The organism is Chryseobacterium sp. GVT01B (assembly GCF_019970045.1).
In the GTDB taxonomy this organism is placed as follows: domain Bacteria; phylum Bacteroidota; class Bacteroidia; order Flavobacteriales; family Weeksellaceae; genus Chryseobacterium.
In genome coordinates this window covers 463,948-482,252 of sequence record NZ_JAHXYI010000003.1, presented here as the reverse complement: position 1 = coordinate 482,252, position 18,305 = coordinate 463,948, and the positions used below count along the sequence as shown (strand labels likewise).

Below are 18,305 nucleotides of genomic sequence, written 5' to 3'. Positions count from 1 at the left end.
CTAATTTAATTATCCTTTGTGAAATCTACAAACATTAGGATTCCAAGAGATTAAGAATGGCTTCATCAAAACCTGGAAATGAAAACTGAAATCCGCTTTTTATTAATCTTTCAGGGTATACATTACGGCTTTTTAAAAGTAATTCGGTTTCTGTTTTCAGGAAAATGGAGGCAATTTCCAACTGCCAGACCGCAGCATTAATCCCGAAAGGTAATTTCAATTTTTTTCTTAGCTTTTTCATCATATTATCATTGGAAAGTGGAGCCGGAGCAGTTATATTAATTGCTCCAGATATATTTTCATACTCAATGATCCAGTCTATTGCTTTACAAAAATCCTCAATATGAATCCAGCTTACCATTTGGTTTCCCCGTCCCTGTTTTCCTCCTAAGCCCAGCTTTGTAACCATTTTCAGCTTATGAAATGCCCCACCATTATTTCCCAGAACAATGGATGTGCGAAGGGCAACTTTCCGTATTTCTTCATCTTTGACTGCAAAAAATTCTTTCTCCCAGCTTTTGCAGATATTCATTGAGAAATCATCTCCGATAATTCCGTTTTCTTCCGTATTCAGATGCCGTTCAGAATGAACGTAAATGGTTGCAGAACTTGCATTCAGCCAAATTTTTGGTTTTTCAGAACACTGATCTACAGCTTTCTGCAATATTTTTGTACTGTTAATTCTTGAAGAATATATTTCCTGCTTATTTTTCTCGTGATACCGGCAATCTACAGATTTTCCTGTAAGGTTGATCAGCACGTCTGCTTTTTTCAAACTATTTTTCCATTCACCTAATGTTTGGGCATCCCAGTAGATTTCGTTTTTACGCTGAGGATTACGGGTCAGGATATAGACCTGATTTCCTTTTTCTGTAAAGTATTTCTCCAGATTTTCACCAAGAAATCCGGTGCCTCCGGCTATGAGTATTTTCATTGTTTTACAATTTAAGGTTTAAGGTTTAAGGTTTTGGGTTCAATGTTTATGGTTTATGTACAGAAATTTCTGTTTTTGTTCTTTTCAGCTGATGTATTTCTTTGTTCTCACTTCTATTTCTGAGCCTTCAGCAAGCATTACAGAAACTGGTTCCTGATGATTCAGACATTCAAAATCATTTCCGTAGATATTTTGAAAATCAATATCCAGCTGATGATCTTTTATGGTGTAGTATTCCCATTTTGGGTGGCATACTTCATATTCGGAAGTGATATTTTCTTTTTTTGTAAAACCAAAATAATGTTCTGTGATAAATTCAAATTCTGAGTTTTCTTTAATAGGTTTTGGTGTACTATCAGCTATAATCTGAATAGAATGCCAGCTTTTATCTTTCCATGAATATCTGATCAGCAGTTCACCTTCTTTTTCATGAATCTGGTTTTTCATCGGCATGGTGTGATAATTTTCTTTATAGATAGAATTGGCAACAAAACTTAATGCAGGTTTGGGAACAATTTCTTTGATAAATACCACACCTCTTTTCCAGGCTCCTTTTTCTTTTTTCTTTACATAAAACCTCAGGTTTACTTCTTCAAAATTCCGGTGAAAAGGAATGGGAAATCCCAACAGTTTTGTATTTAAAAACATGAAACCAACTAAACTTACATAGCATCTGCCTTTGTAAAAATCGAGTTCTGTTCCTTTAGGTAAATACGGCAATAAGATCTCGGGATCAATTTCGTAATTGATGATGGCCAGCTTTCGCCATTCTGCTTTTAAAAAGTTCATAATAATGGGTTTTTCAGGTTAAAAAATGGCAATTCCATCATGGCTAGAAGATTCTGCAATGGTTTTGATCATTTCATTTCTTTTGAGCAGAAAACTTTTGAGATATCCTGTAAGAAAAATAGCATTGAACAATTTCCCTATGATGCCCAGCGGAGATTCAAATTCAAAAACATCGGTCATCAGTGTTTTCCCGTTTACAGATTTAAAGGTATGCCTGTGCCGCATAGATTTGAAGGCTCCTTTCTGCATCACATCAATGAACTGGACTGGTTTTTCCATACTGACAATCTTTGTGGTGAGGGTCTGATAAACTCCCAGATGTTTGGCGCGCCAGGTTACGGTTTCGTTTTCTTCAATCAACCCTGAAGTACGTCCGGCAATTGCTGTTTCATGAGATGTTGAGGTTGATTGCTGGTGCAGATCAATGTCTCTTGCCAGATCAAAAACATAGTGGATGTCTGCATTGATTATTGTATTTAAATAGATTGTTGACATTTTAAGAGGTTTTAAGAGTATACAAATTGTAATTTAAATGGTTGTCAGAATAATAATGGCCAGCGCTGTGAGCCTGAATACCATCCATGAAATGGTAGGAAGAAAATTTAATTTTAGTATTAGGCATCTTCTTATATGTTCCAGAAACATGATCAATACTACCATTCCAAAGTATATCAGATAAAAGACAGGGGTAAAATTGGTCATCAGAGCAGGAATTAACAGTAAAGTCCCGATTAAGGAAACAGTCATCATATTTCCGAGATAATCCCAGATTTTATCTTTGAGATAAATTTTTAAAAAGAGAGTCTGCCAAACGATCTGACCAAGACAAACGGCAAATTCTCTCAGGAAATTTCGTTCTAAATTAAAATCTAGCTTCAAGGAAAATTCACTTAGGATATAGGCTGAAAAAATAACAACAAAACTGATGTATGCTATTCTGTATTTCAGGTTAAAATCCGGAACACAAGATTGTTCTGTATAATCTTTTGAGGAAGGAATAATCTGTTTCCTATTGTAAGAAACAAAGGAATACAACTTTTGAAAAAACCAATAGAGAGGTCTTATTCGAGCGGTTTTTCCAACAATGGAAAAGAATTTCCAATGATGAGAAGCAGACTATCTAATCCGTAAACGACTTTATTTTTGTTGTGATCTACCAGAGCAATTTCATTTTTCGCCAGGTTGAAGTCTATGAGTATTTTATTTCTCACTGAGATTTCCGTAAATGCTTCTCTTCCATCTTCATCCAGCATTCCGCATTTGGTAAAACCTTTGGAGTAAAGATTACACATCGGACATTCGTTGTCGTAGATTAATGTGTGGTTTTTGAGCGTTTTCATAATTGTGATTTATAAGGTTTATAAATATTGTAGCAGTCATAAACATATGCTGCTGCCATCACAGGGCTATATAAAAGAGCGGCCATTAAAACATATCCAAAAAAATCATTGATGTGTTTCTCTGTAAACAAGATGGCTACAATAATCCAGACCGGTATTATTACAATCCCATACGCTATATACAATGGTGACTTTTTTGTTTTAAAAAACAGTTTGATCAGGAAACTTACCAATTGAGGAGTTCCTACTATAAAATAAAACAGTACAAATCCCGACAAACCACTAAATATAAAAGCCTGAGGCCCAATTATTATAAAGAATAACTGAATGTAATAATCATATTTTGCAAATGTTTTCATGGCAGCAATGGTTTTAAAGTGATCCTTTTCTTCTGAAATAAATAATCAGGAACAAATGAATGATTAAATTTTTCATAATTATTATTAATTTTATATTTTCAGTAATTTTTGAAAATTAATTTGAAATAAAAAAGGATTTTCATCCTCTTTTTTTTTCTATTTCAACAGATTGGTAATCTTTCCTACCAGCCAATGATCATCACTTTTTATTGCCAGATCCATAATATTGTTGATCTTTCCAGTTACCGAACTGAAGTCATTCATCAGCTTGATAAATTCCTGAGCTTCTTCTGAGTCTTTATCCTCAATATTTTTTAATTCTTCAAGAAAAGAAATTACAGGTTCTATTTCTCTTTTTCTGCGTTCCTTAGTAATTTGCTTGAAGAGATACCAAACATCTTTTTCTGCAACGAAATATTCTTTACGGTCGCCTTTTACAAATTCTTTTTTCACGATTCCCCAGTCTATCAGAGCGCGAAGATTCATGTTGGCATTCCCTCTTGAAATTTCCAGCTGCTCCATTACCTCATCGGTAGAAAGAGGTTTGCCACTTGCCAAAAGCAGTGCATGCACCTGTGCCATTGTACGGTTGATCCCCCAATTGGTAGCAAAGGTTCCCCAGGTCTGAATGTATTTTTCTTTTGCTTCTGAAAGTTGCATTTTGTTTTCCTTTTAGATTTCTGTAACAAATGTAATTATATTTTTTGAATTTTCAAAAATTATTGAAAATTAATTTTTAATAGGTTTCAGTGAGTTTAGTTTTTGTCATTAAAATATTTTGTTTAAACTTTTATCAGATGTATTTTAAATCTGGTTTCTTCTTTTCTATGGCTTTCTTTTTTCCCAGCCGATTATTTTGTATCCTTGTCAAGGTTTAAAACTTTGACAAGGATACAAAAGGATAGAAAATAAAAACAGACATCCCTGAGAATCTCTGTTTTGAAGTTTAAAAAATTAAAGTTAAGGTTCAATATTAGCCGTTATTCCCTGATTCCAGTGTTTTGCTTCCGGCATATAGTAGAGATAAACATTGCTGGATTTTCCGGTATAGGTACCCGCAAACTCCACTTTGAGATCCAGATTAATCGTTTTTGTTTCCTCTGCATTGAAATGCTCCCAATAAAGTACCAGATAATTGTCAAAGATTTCATAGTAGGAAATCTGCTTTTTATCAATCAGATCTTTTAGTAAAGCATTTTGTAAAGTCAAGCCTGCAGGAATACCAATCTTCGCAATGGTCATTGGAAGCTGTCCGTTGATTGTGTTCTTAACGGTCACTGTCATTCTGTTGGTCTCTCCTATTCTGGACACTGCAGATTTCAGCTTTGATTCCATCGTAACAGGAATATCTTTGCTTTCCGGAGCCTGGAGGGTATAATACTGATATTCTATTTTATAAGGCAGTCCATTTTTGATTGGATAGTGAATACTAATCTTATTTTCTCCGGCCTTGTATGCTGATGAAAGACTGATATTAGGATAAGTATTTGCTTTATTGATCGTGATAACCGGCCTTTCAGCTCCATATAATTTTTCATTTTTAGAGAAGAACTCAGACAATGCCTGTATGGCCAATGTTGTTGCCTGAGTGGAACCAAATCCGTAATATCCATTGAAATTAATAAGCTGATCTGCTGCTTCCGCAATTTTCAACCGATTCAGATTTTCGTCTTTCTGAAGTGCCATGATATATAACGAAAGGGTTTCCGCATCTGCAGATCTTCCCCATGAGCCTGTAAAGGTGATTTTAGATTTTACATTCTTCGCTTCATACTGCTGGTCCAGCATCTTCATCAAATTATCATATTCCTTTTGTTTTCCCATATGAGCGGCAGTATTGGCAAGCAAAGCCAATTGATAAGAATCTTTTGTAGCCAAAGCTCTTTTCATCATTACAGTAAAGGAATCTTCTATTTCATTTTTAAAACCAAGTTTGGATAAAGCATATATCACGTACATATTTCTTGACCAGGAATATTCTGAAAAATCCTTTTTTGATTCATAAGGTTTTCTTACTTCAAATAATCCGCTTGCATTCTTTTTGGATAAAATGAATGAGGAAAGTCCCTGAATAAGTTTTGCATCCGGATTGACATATTTTTTTAAATCCGTAAACTCCAGTAAGGCAAATGCAGAAAGTGCCACATCTGATTCCTCGCTGCTGAAATATCCGATACCTCCGTCTCTGTTTTTATAACTCAACATTTTCTGAAACCCTTTTTTCATATTTTTAACCACCAGATTCTCAGTTGCAGTATCTATTTTTTTTCCTGATTTTAAATAATCCAGAATAAAAATATTAGGATATACTGTTGAAGAAAGCTGTTCAAAGCAGCCATAAGGTTCTCTCTTCAGCTGATCAATATCTGCAAACATTTGTAAAGCGGTGTTTTCAAATACATAATATGAGGAAAACAGGCTTCCGTTGATATAGTCCGGAATATTGATTTTGATATCTTCCGTTTTGTTATTGATGATGGAAAATTGATGTGGGAATCCTTTCTCTTCTACTTTAAACGGAAGAATCATGGTTTCCCTGAAATCTCCGGATCTTATGGTAAACTGAATGTTGGAATCTACAATTTCATCTGTCTGTATTTTGACAAATAATCTTCCTGATTCTAATGGTTTCAGGGTAATTAAACTGTCAGAGCGCATCAGTTTTACGTGATTAGGAACAATAACATCCATGGTCATTTTCCTTATTTCCGAAGAATTGTTTTTAATAACAACAGGAATTGTCATCTGATCTGTTCTTGTCAGATATTGTGGAATTTTAGCATCTATGGAGATAAGGCTCTGAGCAGCATAGGAAGTTTCATCATTTCCTACAAGCCCTGATGCAGCAATACCTTCTGTCATAATTCTAAAAGTAGAGTTGGCATCAGAATTATAAAATTCCACTTTTGCTTTCCCGTTTTTATCGGTTTCCACCACAGGATTCCAGTAAAGCGCTTCTCTGTAATCGAAACGGTAAGATGTATTGGTCGTTTTATATTCCGGATAGGCAAATGCTCTTGATCCGGCATATGATATAAGCCTTCCATATGGTACTGCTTCAACAGCAATATAAGATTTCGGGGTAATATCAAAACTGATTTTTGAAATGTTATTTTTATATGAATTTATGATTACCACTCCATTTGCAGCCCTGCTTCCATAAATAGCTGTAGCAGCAGCGTCTTTGAGAACGGTGATACTATTGATATCGTTCGGATTTATAGTGGTGTTGAAATTTTCTACTGGTGTACCGTCTACTATGAATAGTGGATGCTTATTGGTGATGGATGCTTCTCCTCTTATTCTTATCTGTGCACTGGCTGCGGACTGTCCTGCTGGTGTAATTATTAATCCGGCAACTTTACCGCTTAGCAATGAAGTTACATTCGGATTCTGAATTTCCATAGAAGACGTTATTGTTGCAGAAGTAATTGCGGATTTACCTTTTTTCAAATTGTATCCTAAAACAACAACTTCTTCAATCCTTTTATTCTTAACAGTATCTTTTGCTAATCCATCGGGTTTGTTCAGTGTTTGGGTATTATTTCTGTTTTCTATCTTCTTTTCTTTTCTCTCAGCTTCTTTTACAATTTCTTCTACATCAATATTGGAAAGTTTCTGCTTCACTAAAGGGTTAATATCCAAATTATAAGACAAAATTCTGATTTTCAACTGATGTTTAGGCTGAGAAGATCTGGCTATAATTTTATATGAATAGTCTGCATTCAGGTCTGAAAAATAAAAACGTCCATTTTCTGCAGCAGCTTGCTTAAGGATTTTTTTATTATCAGTATCTAAAAGGAAAACATCTGCTTTCACCGGATTTTTGTTTTCATCTTCTACCACTCCGTAGATTGTATTTTTCTTTTCGGGAAGATATTTGTACTTATTGGTTGTAATGATTTCCGGGATAAGCTCGAAATATCTGTACCCGTTTGTCAACATAACAAGATCCAGGCTTTTATCTGCTTTTTCTTCTTTTTTATCGAAATAAAACTGTGGTTTTTCAATTTTCCCTTTCAACTCGGAGTCCATCAGAAGCCAGGAAATGATATGATTCTGCTTGTCATCAGCGTATGTCCATAGTTTATCATCCACCACACTCAGGCCAAGGTTGGCAGGAATAGGTTTATTATTTTCATCCGTAGTTTCGATGTTCAGTGCTACTTTTTCCCTCGGCAGGTAATGTTGTTTTACGGGCTTAACTTTTATATTCAACCTATTTTCTTTATTGGTAAAAACAATACGTTCTGCAAGAGGAATATTATTTTCCAGAATGGTAAATCTGCAGATTCCTATCGGGAAGTCTTTTTCATCAATCTCCAATGAATTGCTGCCTTTTTTCACTAGAAGATCTTTGGTATACCATTCTTTTCCGCGGAAATTCCCATTCAGGGTAATTGTTTTTTCATGGGTTGAAATGATGGTAAAAGTCAATTTTCTGTTTTCATTCTGAATATTTAAAACCAAACCTTCATCTTTTGCTACCGGAAGATGGAACGTCTGTGTATTACTTTCAGGTTTTAGAACTTTTGCATAATAAGTTTCTCCTTTTTTAGCGGTAAAATGAAAGCTTCCCATCCCGAAATTATAGGCTGAAATTTCTTTTATTTTTTCATGATTCTGATTGTAAACAGCCAGAACAGCGTCTACAGGTTTTTCAAATTCATCCAGAATCTTAAAGGCCATATTTTGTTCTATCCCGTTGATAAAAGTACCTCCTTCAGGCAAAAACTTCACATCCAGATTGTTCAGGACAATTGGAATATTTCTTGAAATAGATTCTGTAAATCCATCAAAATTCACTTTAATATTCAAAAGTGCATCAGAGGATTTCAAAACTTCAGGGAGTTTGAAAATCAATTGATTTTTACCTTCTTTATTGGTAATGAATTTCCCTTCTGAAACGGTTTCGCCATTGGTCATTACTGTATAATCTGCTTCATAAAAAGGAATGGGAAGATTGCTCAGACTTCTCATTGAAAAATCGGCTGTCATCTCATCTCCCGCACCATATCCTTTTTTAGGAAAATCCAGTTTCATTAATATTCTTGGAGATACTATTTTCTGGAGGGTAATTTCTTTTTCAAAGGTATTTTTCCCTTCTTCATTCTGCATCCAGTTGGTAAAGGCTCTTATTTTATAGATTCCACCTTTCATATCTTCATCAAAATAGAAATATCCCTGGGCGTACCCATTGGTAATTTCATATTTCATTTTTTTCAAAACACTTCCTGCGGGATCAATAATTTCAAAATTTACAATTTTACTGTCTTCTGCCGGAAGGTTGTTTTTTCCTTTTACAACGTATATTTTAAAATACATTCCCTCGCCAGGTTTGTAAAAAACATGATTGGTCTGAACGTAGGTTTTTTCTTTTTCAAAATCCTGAAATGGCTGCTGTGCTTTTAGAAAAACCGTTGACAATATTAAGCTCAGCGAGATGATATATGATGATATAAATTTGAAATTCATGGGTTAAAATTTGAGTGAAACAATACATCCAAATGTTTTAAAAGACGGAAGATTGAAAAAATCCAGCCCTCTTCCGTTGTCCATATCATAAAAATGCTGATTGGGATCTGCTCCTTTATTTGCCTGCCAAAGCATTAGATTATTCACATAAAAAGTAAGTTTGATATTCTGTTTTCCATAGTTGACCGGAAAACTGGAAGACAGTGAAATATTGCTGATTCTTATATAATCTGCCTTCTGAACATAGTTTTCCGCCACACCAAGGTAGCCATATCTGGACCAGCGGTTTTCCTGAACATTCTGGTTGGGGTCATAGAAATCTACCGGAATCTGGTTTGCCGTTCCATTGGCCTGTACACCCTGAAAAATATAATTTTTGATGTTTCTGTCTTCTCCTGATTCAGAAGAACGTCCATAATAATCGAGAACCGCCTGTGTTCCGTTCCAGAGCTGGCCACCTTTTTTCCATTCCCAATTGATATCTAGGGAAAAGTTTTTATAAGCAAAACTATGAGTGAATTTCATCACGAAATCCGGTGTAGGGTCTGCGATAATTTTCATTCCGTCAGCTTTTTTGGGAAATCCAAACTCATCAATGATTAATTGCCCTTGAGCATTTCTTTCAAAGTAGCTTCCCACGACAGCTCCCAAGACCTGTCCTTCCGACAGTGTTTTATAAATGTCTTTAAATCCTGAAACAGCAATATTCTGATAACCGGACGATATCCTGTCTACGATATCTTTATATTTGAAAAATGACACTTTCTGAACACTGTAAAAGTTGTCTCCCAAACGCAAACGGTCATAAGCAAAATTGAATTCATATCCACTGTATGTGTGATCCGCTATATTCTTTAGTTTCAACTGATTATTTTCAAAAACAGGAAATACATCATCTGTATTTTTTCTGTTGAAATATTCTCCTTCCACACTTATATTATAACCAAGGCTAAGACTGGCTCCCACTTTCCATTCACTGGTATTGATATTGGATAAACCTCTGAAACTTTCCACTTCCTGTACAGGGAAGTATTGATTGTAGTTTTGTGCGTTAAGTAAAGTTGTTACATAGGAAGCGTATGATCTTGTAATTTCCGGCTCGGAACTCAACTGTGTGTAACTTCCCAATAATTTAAAATTGTAATTATACCAATCGAAAATGTTATTGAATCTCACATAGAAATTAGCTTTGGGAAGCCAATAGTTGTTTTTCAGAGAGGTATTGGAAATGTAAAAAGAATTTCCAAGATTGAGACCTGCTTCAAAATCATAATCATGGATATCCATATTGTAATTAAAAATATGATCCTGCGAAGTTCTCTGATAGAAGTATTGCTGATGGGTCAGACTGTTATAAACATCCGATTTCCTATCGTTCAGAATAAAATTCAAGCTGAACGTATTTTTAAAATCATAGTTTCCTAATGCATAGGAACCCAATATATTGGAATGATACAAACTGTTGTTTTGTACCCTTTCATTGAGTAATCCGCTGCTGAAACCATAAGTAGAAGGCTTATACTGGTCTTTATTCCAGATATTGCTGCTTTCATAAGACTGGCTGACATTCAGTTTAAATTCATCCCAACTTTTAACAACATTAAAACTAAATAATCTATCCCTATTCTGATAACGGTATTTACTATCCTTTTCAAAAAGGAATGAAGGATTGTCTGCATCTTTGCTGTAACTTCTCTGTAAACCATTACTCAGAAGGGTATTTTGGCCATTTGAAAAAGAAACGGGTGTTAGCAAGGAATTCTGATACGCTCTGTTGAACAGCCCTATTCTATTGGTATTGGTGGCTTTGTCTTCTTCATAATTAAAAGCAAAATTAATGGAATATCCACTTAGTTCTGTATTCAGTTTGGCTTTAAAAGTATTGGCAATATCAAACTGATCTATAAAATACATCTGGTTCTTCTGCTGGCCCAGATTCAAAGACAACCGGATTTTTTCATTGTAACCTTCTTTTATAAAAGCATTTACATTCAACTGATTGTTGTATCCTACGGTTGTTTTAAAAAGACTGTTATCATATTTTCGGGCACGCTGAAGCCCATCAATCCAGGGAATCAGTCTTCCGTTCTGATCATATTCATAAGCCAGACCATCAAATCCCAAGGTAGAAATATCTGGTCCAAAACTGAACATTTCGTTGGTTTCAGGACCTTTCCAGACAAGATTTCCATTTTCTGATCTTCCCTGTACATATTTGTTTTGAGTCCCGGGAATAGCATTTCTGTTTTTAATCTCTAATGATGTGGTAAAGCTTCCGTTAAAAAGTAATGTTTTCTGATCGAGTCTTTTTACAATATAAATACTGTCATTCTTTTGTCTTACTCTTCTTATCTGATTAAAATAAGAGTGTGATCTTTTACTTAAGCGGGTCTTCGTTTTTTCAATGCTGAAATCATCTTTTGTTTCTTTTGAAACCAGACTATCATAGGCTTTACTGTAGATATTTTCTACATTTTTTTTGGAAGTCTGATTTTCCAGAATGGCTTTTAATTCCCTGAGCTCATAAGTAGAAATAACATAAGTATTTTTGCCTTGGTTCCACGAAATGGTATCATAAGGTTTGGCAGCAATAATTGCAAATCCTTCCTCATCAGTCAGTTCATAAACCCCACTGTTTTTATTAGAAACCTTTAAAAAGTTCTGTGCTTTAGCTTTAGTTGTTAAAAATTTTCCAGAATAATATAATTGTGAATCTTGTGCCTGTAATAAGGTAATAGTAAACGGCAGCAACAGCAGATAATTCTTTTTCATCAGTGATTAGTATGCTTAAAAATATAAAAAAAGAAACTTCCGTGGAAATTTCTTTTTTATGAATTATTTTTGAATTGTCTTATAACTCTCTATCAGTCTAATAAATTCTGAACGGTAACCTTCCTCATCTTTATTTTTTCCTTCTTTAGCTAGTTTCTCAATATCAGAAAGGTCTTTTTTCGTAATCAGTTCTGAATTTCTGAGTACCAAACCGAACCAGGCTACAGATGAAGCAAATTTAAAATCCGGACTTGCTGATGCAGATGGATTTTCTTTTTTAATCACCCTACTGATCTCCATGCTTTTATCACCATCAGGCTTTTTATATCTGAATTTCACTGTTGCCAGCTCATCTCCGAATTTCCTTGTATCTGATGTTTCAGAGTATTTCAATTTTGTTTCTTTAGGAATGAATTCTGATTCTACACTTGCAGGAATAATCTCATATAGTGCAGTAACAGTATGTCCACTTCCAAGTTCCCCGGCATCTATTTTATCATTGACAAAGTCTTCATTTCTCAGCTTCCTGTTTTCATATCCTATTAAACGGTAAGATTTTACAAACTTAGGATTGAATTCAATCTGAATTTTCACATCTTTAGCAATAGCATACATGCTTCCTGCAAATTCTTTTCCTAAAAATTTGTTGGCCTCCTGCATATTATCAATATAGGCATAATTTCCATTCCCTTTATCTGCAAGGGTTTCCATTGTGTTGTCTTTATAATTACCCATTCCATAGCCAAGACAGGTCAGGAAAATCCCTGTTTTTCTTTTTTCTGTAATTAAGGCTTCAATATCAGTATTGGAAGTAGCACCCACATTAAAGTCACCATCTGTTGCCAGAACGACTCTGTTATTTCCTCCTTTGATAAAGTTTTCTTTAGCAAGTTTATAAGCAAGTTCAATCCCTGCTCCTCCTGCTGTACTTCCTCCTGCCTGAAGATTATCCAGCGCTTTAATAATTTTTTCTTTTTCTCCTGCTGAAGTTGGGGATAAAACCACTCCTGCGCTACCTGCGTACACTACAATTCCTACTTTGTCTTTTGGTCTTAGCTGTTTCAGCAAAACTTTAAGAGAAGACTTCAGCAATGGCAGTTTGTTTTCCTCACTCATTGAACCCGAAACATCAATAAGAAAAACAATATTGGATGCAGGCAGACCATCCATCGGAATATTTTTTCCCTGAAGGCCTATTTTCAGCAGCTTATGCTTTGGATTCCATGGAGAGTTGCCATATTCGGTATTAATTGAAAAAGGATCGTTGTTTGCAGGCTGTGGATAATCATATTTAAAATAATTGATCATCTCCTCGACCCTCACTGCATTTTTATCAACTTTATCTCCATACCCGATCATTCTTCGGACATTGGAATAGGAAGCATTATCTACATCAATAGAGAAAGTAGAAAGAGGTTGGCGGCTGGTCAGCTCAAATGCATTTTCCACAAATCCGGCATATTCCTCATTATTATAATCAATATTTTTATCAGTTTTTGCTGGCTTTTGAACCTCTTTTGTGTCCCCAACCTGTTTGTTATAAACCCTTCCTGATTCATGGAATGATCTGGAACTCATCACTTCCATTGCAGTAACTGATTTTGGTTTCGGGCAACCATTATACTCTGGCATTCCCGGAACTGTAGGACAGGCATCATCTTTATCCAAAATACCATCTCCATCTGTATCCGGCCATGGGCAGCCATTATTTTCGGGAGGTCCTGCTACTGTAGGACACGCATCATCTTTATCAATTACACCGTCTCCATCCGATTCTATCCATGGACATCCTTCATTTTCTACCGGACCGGCAATATCAGGACATTTATCCAGTTTATTAGGAATTCCATCCTGATCTTTATCTTTTCTGACACTGTAAGTCTTTGGTCCTTTGTCTGTTTCAGTATTTTTTTGAGTTTTACAGCTTGTCAATGCAACAAGCCCTAGCATGGTTATTACAATTTTTCTCATCTTTTTCAAATTTCGGGAGGAAATTATTAAAATAAATTTAAACTGATCAATAAATATTTGATAAACCGATTTTTTCTAAATAAAGAAGAGAAATTCCCGAAGAAATCTCTCTTCCTAAAATCACTTTTGAACTGTTTTATAGCTCTCTATCAGCCTTATAAATTCTGAACGGTAGCCTTCCTCATCTTTATTTTTTCCTTCTTTAGCTAGTTTCTCAATATCAGAAAGGTCTTTTTTCATAATCAGTTCTGAATTTCTGAGTACCAATCCGAACCAGGCTACGGATGAAGCAAATTTAAAATCCGGACTTGCTGAAGATATCCTGCTATCATCATTTTTAACAATCTTACTGATCTCACGGCTGGTATCTCCAGCCGGTTTTTTATATCTGAATTTTATGGTTGCCAGTTCATCTCCAAATTCTTTCGATGAGGTATTATGAGTATATTTCAAATCAGTGTCTTTGGGAACAAAATCTGATTGTACATCTGCAGGAATCACTTCATATAAAGCTGTAACGGTATGTCCGCTTCCAAGTTCCCCGGCATCAATTTTATCGTTGACAAAGTCTTCGTTTTTCAGTTTTCTGTTCTCATAACCGATAAGGCGATATGATTTTACATATCCAGGGTTAAATTCAATCTGAATCTTGACATCTTTGGCTATGGCGTACATACTTCCTGCAAATTCTTTCCCCAGAAACTTATTCGCCTCCTGCATATTATCAATATAGGCATAATTTCCGTTTCCTTTATCCGCAAGGGTTTCGAGGGTATTGTCTTTATAATTGCCCATTCCAAAACCTAAACATGTTAAAAAGACTCCTGATTTTCTTTTATCTTCAATCAGCGTTTGAAGATCTGAGGTTGAAGACATTCCTACATTAAAATCTCCATCCGTTGCTATAATGACACGATTATTACCATCTTTCACAAAGTTTTCCTGTGCCAATTTATAGGCCAATTCAATTCCCGCTCCACCAGCTGTGCTTCCTCCCGCCTGAAGATGATCCAATGCCTCTATAATTTTATCTTTTTCTTTTGCTGACGTAGGCGGTAAAACCATTCCTGCACTGCCTGCGTACACTACAATTCCGACTTTATCCTTAGGTCTGAGTTGATTTAACAACACTTTAAAGGAAGATTTTAATAGGGGTAACTTATTTTCATCATTCATTGAGCCTGAAACATCAATAAGGAAAATAAGGTTTGAGGCAGGCAGACGATCCATTGGAATATTCTTCCCCTGAAGTCCTATTTTAAGCAATTTATGCTTCGGATTCCATGGAGATTCACTGTATTCAGTATTAATTGAAAAAGGATCTCCATTTTGAGGTTGTGGATAATTATATTTAAAATAATTGATCATCTCTTCAATTCTTACTGCATTTTTATCAACTGCCTGCCCATTATTAATCATTCTTCTTACATTGGAATAAGATGCGTTATCAACATCAATAGAAAAAGTAGATAACGGCTGGCTTCGTGTGAGTTCAAAAGGGTTCTCAACAAAGGTATTATAGCTTTCATCATTCTGAGTCACTGGCGAAACCTGCTGTTGCTTATTAATTGCTTCCTGAAGTTTTTTCATTCTTTTTCTTTCCCTTCTTGAAAGATCTTTGGTCGTTACCACAACTACTCCATTTACAGCTTTACTTCCATAGATTGCTGTAGCAGAGCCGTCTTTTAAGACATTCATACTTTCAATTCTGTTAGGATCTAAATTCTTGAAGTCATCAGCTTTTGTCAATATTCCGTTAATTACATATAAAGGGGCATTTCCAGGTGAAACAGAAGCAGCTCCTCTGATCATGATCGGGTTACTGTTACTAAGAAATCCTTGATTAATGCTGTTAAACCTATTTTTATTTCCCGAAGCAGTACTTATCTGTATTCCTGGGGCACTTCCCTGTAATGATGAATAAGTGGCAGGCTGTGGTTGATTACTGATAGAAGTACTTGTTATTGCATTGGATGCTGTTACATCCTTTCTTTTAACTGTCTTTGAATATCCCATTACAACAACCTCTTCAATACTTTTAATCTGATTGGTATCTTTTCTCTGACCAGAAGAAATATAAGTTGCTTTTTTATCAGCATTGGCCTCTATTTCAGTCTGATACTCAGATACTACCGGTTGATATACACGATCTGAAGGTACAGGAATTGGTAAAACTGGAGGTGGAGGAACTGTCACAGAGTATTTGATAGGTCCCGGATTGATTGCCAGATTTTCTGCAGGTGTAACAATTTTCTTTTCTTTCTGAATATTATTTTTTATAGTGCTATCTATTTTTGCAATATCTGTTTTGGTAACCGGACCTCTCAAAGTTGTATTCTCCGCGATTACAGGTTGTAAAGGTTCTACAGTTTCTTTTTTATTGATAAAGTAAAAAGCTCCTAAACCAATCACCAGACTTGCGGCGATACCATACGGCAGCCAAATAGGAACGACTCTCTTTTTTTCTTCTTTTTTATCTAATTTTTCTTCAATTTCCCCCCATACTTTTTCAAAACCAGGAAAAACAGTTGGCTCTTCGGAAAGCTTGGAAGCTTCATTGAATTGTTGATCTATATGATTATTTTCCATTGTTCTAAAAGTTTAAATGTTTTGATTCACTAAAAGTTCCTGCAGTTTTTTTCTTGCAAAATTGAGCTGTGATTTTGAGGTTCCTTCACTGATGGAAAGCATGGCAGCTATTTCTTTATGAGGATATCCTTCAATAGCGAAAAGGTTAAATATAGCTCTGCAGCCTTCAGGAAGGAAGTTCAGTAAACTCAGAATATCTTTTTCCAGAGACAGATTTTCTGTGGTTCCTTCAGAATGATCTATGAAATTTTCTTCAAGAGAAATCAGTAATCCCTTATTAGATCTTAATTTCTGTAAGCATTCGTTCACCGCAATCTTTCTGGCCCATGCTTCAAAGGTTTCAGCATTTTGAAGCTGGGTAATTTTCGTGAAAATTTTGTAGAACGTATCGGCCAATACTTCTTCTATATCTTCGTCGTTTTTCAAATAGCGTCTGCAGACTGCGTAAAGCCTGCCCACCATTTTCTCGTAGACCTTCCGCTGTGCATTGCGGTCGTTACGATAGCATTCTAGTAATAATTCTTGTTCCATAGTCAGGAGTTATATTATTATAGATGCAGAAACTTTTGCCGGGGTTGGAAACATGATTATTTTTTTTAGAAAAATAGTGAATAAGTAATTTTTTTTCATTTTAAATTTAACTTTTCCATCTGTAACAAATCTTTATTATCAACGACTCTTAATATAAATAATCTTTTTATAGTAATGAAAAATGCCAAAATTGCATCATTACTTTTTGTTTTGTCTGCAGGAAGTATGATGTTTGCCCAAGATGACTTAATCAATAAGTTAAAAAACAACCAATCACAAAATGCTAATTTTCAGTTCACAACGTTAAAGGACGTTGGTGCAACTTCTGTAAAAAACCAGGGTTCATCAGGAACTTGCTGGAGTTACTCAGGAAATTCATTCCTTGAATCTGAAATGCAGAGAATGGGCAAAAAACCTGTAGATCTTGCCGAAATTTTCACAGCAAGAAACTCTTACCATGATAAAGCAAAATTATATGTTTTAAATAATAGAGCAATCAGTTGGGGTGACGGAGGAGAACTTCACGACGTAATTAATATGTACAAAAAGTATGGGGCCGTTCCTCAGGATGTCTATTCCGGATTAAAAGCAGGACAAACGACCAACAACTTCAAGGAAATGCAGGGGAAACTGAAGCCGGTTCTTGACAGTCTTGTTCAAGCTTCTTCGAAAGGGAAACTGACTGATAATTGGATGGATTCTGTAGATGCTATTCTTGATGAATATTTAGGAAAAGTACCTGCTAATTTTACGTATGAAGGGAAGAATTACACTCCTAAAACATTTGCAAAAGAAGTAGTAGGGATCAATGCTGAAGATTATGTAGAATTATCTTCTTACAAAGACTATGCCTATTATGAGAAATTTGTAGTCCCGATTCCTGATAACTGGAGCCACGATTCTGACTGGAATGTACCGATGAAAGATCTTACAGCGATCATCGACAATGCAGTAAATAAGGGATATTCTGTAGGTTGGGCAACTGACGTTTCTGAACCTTATTTCTCTTACAAAAACGGAGTGGCTTATGTTCCTGATATGGATCTTGATCAGATTACTGCAGAAAACAAGCAAACTTTGTTTACTGAGCCTAAAAAAGATAAAACCATCACTGAAGATATCCGTCAGAAAGCCCTTAACAATCTTTCTACAACGGATGATCACGGTATGCATATCGTAGGTCTGGCAAAAGATCAGACTGGTAAAGAATATTATATGGTGAAGAATTCATGGGGAGTAACCAATGATTTCGCCGGATATATTTACGTAACAAGACCTTATGTTGAATATAAATCAACAGCAATCCTTGTTCACAAAAATGCAATCCCAAAAAGCATCTTAAAGCAATTAAAACCGACTAAGAATATTGGTTTATAATAAAGCAATCATTTCTGCCCTTTAAAAGGCAGTTTTAGATATTTAAATCTGTTAAAAACCCGATCTCAGAAATTCTGAAATCGGGTTCTTTAATAAATAGGTGAAAATTAAATATAAAATAAAGTGAATTATGCTGATTTAATACCAGATTGAATTGTCAATTCTGCT

The 18,305-nt window shown here is 35.2% G+C and carries 13 protein-coding genes; 1 reads left to right on the top strand and 12 read right to left on the bottom strand.

The annotated features are described in order from the left end of the window. Positions 1 to 34 precede the first annotated feature (34 nt). From LC457_RS08890 to LC457_RS08835, 12 genes are all read right to left on the bottom strand, one after another. Positions 35 to 934, bottom strand: a complete 900-nt coding sequence (locus LC457_RS08890) for a TIGR01777 family oxidoreductase (RefSeq protein WP_223599518.1) — start codon at positions 932 to 934, stop codon at positions 35 to 37. Between the two features lie 84 nt (positions 935 to 1,018). Continuing rightward, entirely contained in the window at positions 1,019 to 1,723 is a 705-nt protein-coding gene (locus tag LC457_RS08885) for a YqjF family protein (RefSeq protein ID WP_223599517.1), read from the bottom strand. An 18-nt stretch (positions 1,724 to 1,741) separates the two neighbouring features. Next, on the bottom strand, positions 1,742 to 2,218 hold the full coding sequence (locus LC457_RS08880; RefSeq protein ID WP_223599516.1) for an SRPBCC family protein: 477 nt from the start codon (positions 2,216 to 2,218) through the stop codon (positions 1,742 to 1,744). 33 nt (positions 2,219 to 2,251) lie between these two features. Then, entirely contained in the window at positions 2,252 to 2,758 is a 507-nt protein-coding gene (locus LC457_RS08875) for a hypothetical protein (protein WP_223599515.1), read from the bottom strand. Positions 2,759 to 2,784: 26 nt separating this feature from the next. Continuing rightward, positions 2,785 to 3,063 carry a hypothetical protein gene (locus LC457_RS08870; protein WP_223599514.1) on the bottom strand — a complete coding sequence of 93 codons (279 nt, stop codon included), beginning with the start codon at positions 3,061 to 3,063 and terminating at the stop codon, positions 2,785 to 2,787. Then, on the bottom strand, positions 3,060 to 3,422 hold the full coding sequence (locus LC457_RS08865) for a hypothetical protein (protein WP_223599513.1): 363 nt from the start codon (positions 3,420 to 3,422) through the stop codon (positions 3,060 to 3,062). The genes LC457_RS08870 and LC457_RS08865 overlap by 4 nt, the downstream gene beginning before the upstream one ends. A 156-nt stretch (positions 3,423 to 3,578) precedes the next feature. Beyond that, positions 3,579 to 4,082, bottom strand: a complete 504-nt coding sequence (locus tag LC457_RS08860; protein WP_034696386.1) for a GbsR/MarR family transcriptional regulator — start codon at positions 4,080 to 4,082, stop codon at positions 3,579 to 3,581. A 300-nt stretch (positions 4,083 to 4,382) separates the two neighbouring features. Next, the gene (locus tag LC457_RS08855; RefSeq protein ID WP_223599512.1) at positions 4,383 to 8,897 is read right to left on the bottom strand and encodes a TonB-dependent receptor plug domain-containing protein; all 4,515 of its coding nucleotides are present in this window, start codon (positions 8,895 to 8,897) and stop codon (positions 4,383 to 4,385) included. A 3-nt stretch (positions 8,898 to 8,900) separates the two neighbouring features. After that, complete coding sequence (locus tag LC457_RS08850; RefSeq protein WP_223599511.1) at positions 8,901 to 11,669, bottom strand: hypothetical protein; 2,769 nt, start codon at positions 11,667 to 11,669, stop codon at positions 8,901 to 8,903. Between the two features lie 63 nt (positions 11,670 to 11,732). After that, a complete protein-coding gene (locus tag LC457_RS08845; protein WP_223599510.1) occupies positions 11,733 to 13,640 on the bottom strand; it encodes a VWA domain-containing protein in 1,908 nt (635 codons plus the stop codon). A 120-nt stretch (positions 13,641 to 13,760) separates the two neighbouring features. Further along, complete coding sequence (locus tag LC457_RS08840) at positions 13,761 to 16,229, bottom strand: VWA domain-containing protein (RefSeq protein WP_223599509.1); 2,469 nt, start codon at positions 16,227 to 16,229, stop codon at positions 13,761 to 13,763. 12 nt (positions 16,230 to 16,241) lie between these two features. Continuing rightward, positions 16,242 to 16,760, bottom strand: a complete 519-nt coding sequence (locus tag LC457_RS08835) for an RNA polymerase sigma factor (protein WP_223599508.1) — start codon at positions 16,758 to 16,760, stop codon at positions 16,242 to 16,244. 174 nt (positions 16,761 to 16,934) lie between these two features. Here LC457_RS08835 and LC457_RS08830 point away from each other — a divergent pair, with 174 nt between their 5' ends. Then, positions 16,935 to 18,137 (top strand): aminopeptidase C, encoded by a 1,203-nt coding sequence (locus LC457_RS08830; RefSeq protein ID WP_223599507.1) that lies wholly within the window; start codon positions 16,935 to 16,937, stop codon positions 18,135 to 18,137. Positions 18,138 to 18,305 lie beyond the last annotated feature (168 nt).

Coding starts and splice junctions, on each gene's coding strand:
- LC457_RS08890 (WP_223599518.1), bottom strand. CDS start 934: ATGAAAATACTCATAGCCGGAGGCACCGGATTTCTTGGTGAAAATCTG.
- LC457_RS08885 (WP_223599517.1), bottom strand. CDS start 1,723: ATGAACTTTTTAAAAGCAGAATGGCGAAAGCTGGCCATCATCAATTAC.
- LC457_RS08880 (WP_223599516.1), bottom strand. CDS start 2,218: ATGTCAACAATCTATTTAAATACAATAATCAATGCAGACATCCACTAT.
- LC457_RS08870 (WP_223599514.1), bottom strand. CDS start 3,063: ATGAAAACGCTCAAAAACCACACATTAATCTACGACAACGAATGTCCG.
- LC457_RS08865 (WP_223599513.1), bottom strand. CDS start 3,422: ATGAAAACATTTGCAAAATATGATTATTACATTCAGTTATTCTTTATA.
- LC457_RS08860 (WP_034696386.1), bottom strand. CDS start 4,082: ATGCAACTTTCAGAAGCAAAAGAAAAATACATTCAGACCTGGGGAACC.
- LC457_RS08855 (WP_223599512.1), bottom strand. CDS start 8,897: ATGAATTTCAAATTTATATCATCATATATCATCTCGCTGAGCTTAATA.
- LC457_RS08850 (WP_223599511.1), bottom strand. CDS start 11,669: ATGAAAAAGAATTATCTGCTGTTGCTGCCGTTTACTATTACCTTATTA.
- LC457_RS08845 (WP_223599510.1), bottom strand. CDS start 13,640: ATGAGAAAAATTGTAATAACCATGCTAGGGCTTGTTGCATTGACAAGC.
- LC457_RS08840 (WP_223599509.1), bottom strand. CDS start 16,229: ATGGAAAATAATCATATAGATCAACAATTCAATGAAGCTTCCAAGCTT.
- LC457_RS08835 (WP_223599508.1), bottom strand. CDS start 16,760: ATGGAACAAGAATTATTACTAGAATGCTATCGTAACGACCGCAATGCA.
- LC457_RS08830 (WP_223599507.1), top strand. CDS start 16,935: ATGAAAAATGCCAAAATTGCATCATTACTTTTTGTTTTGTCTGCAGGA.